The 2357-nt window shown below is 35.7% G+C and carries 2 protein-coding genes and 1 pseudogene; 2 read left to right on the forward strand and 1 reads right to left on the reverse strand.

Annotated elements, in window-relative coordinates; translation table 11 throughout:
* Positions 1-9: 9 nt before the first annotated feature.
* Positions 10-181: pseudogene (locus tag CWATDRAFT_RS39070) on the reverse strand (NF041680 family putative transposase); the annotation flags it as partial.
* Between the two features lie 79 nt (positions 182-260).
* On the opposite strand from CWATDRAFT_RS39070, the gene CWATDRAFT_RS31185 reads away from it, so the two are divergent.
* Both CWATDRAFT_RS31185 and ggt read left to right on the forward strand, forming a co-directional pair.
* A complete protein-coding gene (locus CWATDRAFT_RS31185; protein WP_007303072.1) occupies positions 261-656 on the forward strand; it encodes a hypothetical protein in 396 nt (131 codons plus the stop codon).
* A gap of 285 nt (positions 657-941) precedes the next feature.
* Positions 942-2357: gamma-glutamyltransferase (gene ggt / locus CWATDRAFT_RS31190; RefSeq protein ID WP_007308668.1), on the forward strand; the 1416-nt coding region annotated here is incomplete at its 3' end.

Here is a 2357-nt window from a genome sequence, read left to right on the forward strand (position 1 = left end):
TCAGCAAACCCTAAATAAAGGATTGAGAGACAATTCAACGACTGAGTGAGCTTGTTTGGTTACTGGAGAGGGCATCGAGTAATTCTATAATAGTTTCTTTTCTAGCTTTTAGTCCTTGGAAGAGGTTAGACCTCCACACCAGGAATTCCTCGACAGACGTAGCCGTTTCATTTTTGGTCATTTTTAAAATTTATTACCTTATAAATTAGCTGAATATATACGCTAACATCAAAAGAGGTTGTTTGTTACAGTTAAGGCTAATGTCATCACATTCCGAACTTAAGACCAGTCAAGATGTCCACCTGAGAGCCAAACAAATTAAGAGTCTAATTCGCTCTCTTAAACAGAAAATAAAGAAAATTGAACGGGAAGGGGAAGTAGCACCAGCTAATTGTCATATTATTCGTTATCAGGTTAATGGAAAGGGAACAATCTACTGGTATTATAAACTACAGGCTGCTGAATCAATTTTTCCTATGGCCACTAATAATGAGAAAAAAACCAAATATAAATATTTAGGACGAGCCGGAAGTTCTGCTCATATTGATGCTGTAGAAAAACTCACTAGAAGAAATCTCATTGATGAATTAGAACGAGTCATTCAATCTCTAACTGAAAGCTACTTAGATATCTATATTGGAACCGAAACTGAATGAAGCTATTTAATATTTAAAATCCCCTAAAAAGATGGAAAGAGAGTTTTTAAAATCACCTTAATTCTCTATTTTAGCTCTGGAGATATGTTTAGCGTAAAATTTACGCTAACAATTGTTTTTTATCCAAAGTCCAATTATAAGTTTTGATTTGCGCCGTAACCCATCACAGATTTTTTGTGTATTTTCATACATTCTCCAGCACAATCTCAGGATAGCCCCTGAGCTTGTCGAAGTATGCTCAAACTACTCTGTCTGAAATTTATTTAATATATCAACAAAATTACCATGACCAAAATTGCTAAACTATTAATTTTTATTTTCTGCCTTAATATTACCCCAATTAAAGTAACCGCTCAAGATACTCCTATTTACGATTATCGAGCTATTTTTCACCCTGTAATTAGCAAAAATGGGATGGTTGCCTCTCAAGAAGATTTAGCGACTCAGTCCGGTTTAGAAGTCTTAAAAGAAGGAGGAAATGCCATTGATGCAGCAGTAACAATTGGCTTTACATTAGCCGTTACTTTACCCCGTGCCGGTAATTTAGGGGGCGGAGGCTTTATGTTAATTCATTTAGCTGATCAACAAAAAACCGTTGCCTTGGACTATCGAGAAAAAGCTCCCTTAGCAGCCAATTCTGATATGTTTCTTGACGAAAATGGCGAAGTTGATCAACAAAAAATAAAATTTAGTCATCAAGCAGTGGGAGTTCCAGGTACCGTTGCCGGGTTAGCAATGGCTCTAGAAAAATACGGGACAATTTCCCTGGAAAGAGCCTTACAACCTGCTATTAAATTAGCAGAAGATGGGATGATTGTTGATGAAGATTTATATAATTCTTTGGTATTTGCTAAAAGAAATTTACAGAAATCACCTGCTAGTTTAGCTATTTTTTATAAAGCGGATGGTAGCCCTTATCAAATCGGAGAAAATTTTAAACAACCAGACTTAGCCAATAGTCTTAAATTAATCGCTAATCAAGGAATTAAAGCATTTCATCAAGGGGAAATTGCTGATAAAATAGTCAGGGATATGGAAGCTAATAATGGACTAATTACAAAGGAAGATTTAGCCAAATATAAACCGATTATTCGAGAACCAATAGAGGGAAAATATCGAGGATATAAAGTTTATTCTATGCCTCCCCCAAGTTCAGGGGGTGTTCATCTTGTACAGATGCTGAATATCTTAGAGAAATTTCCCATTCAATCTCTAGGACATAACACTTCATCGACACTTCATTTAATGGTTGAAACCATGAAATTTGCCTACGCTGATAGGTTTAAGTTCATGGGAGATACCGATTTTGTTGACGTTCCCATTAAGCGTTTAATATCGAAAAAATATGCTGATCAAATAGGTGAAAAGATTGATTTAGAAAAAGTAATTCCCAGTCAAAATATTCTTCCAAAACCCGTATTTCAATCCAATGAAAGTACAGAAACTACTCATTACTCTATTATGGATCGTTATGGGAACGCCGTCGCTAATACTTATACTTTAAACTTTAGCTATGGTAGTGGTTTAACTGTCCCAGGAACTGGCATTTTATTAAACAATCAGATGGATGATTTTACAGCTAAACTAGGAGTCTCCAATGCTTATCAACTTATCGGGGGACAAAATAACAGTATATCCCCAGAAAAACGGATGTTAGGCTCTATGACTCCTACTATTGTCCTGAAAGAAGGGAAACTTTGG

It is taken from the genome of Crocosphaera watsonii WH 8501 (assembly GCF_000167195.1).
GTDB classification, from domain to species: Bacteria; Cyanobacteriota; Cyanobacteriia; order Cyanobacteriales; family Microcystaceae; genus Crocosphaera; species Crocosphaera watsonii.

Coding starts and splice junctions, on each gene's coding strand:
- CWATDRAFT_RS31185 (WP_007303072.1), top strand. CDS start 261: ATGTCATCACATTCCGAACTTAAGACCAGTCAAGATGTCCACCTGAGA.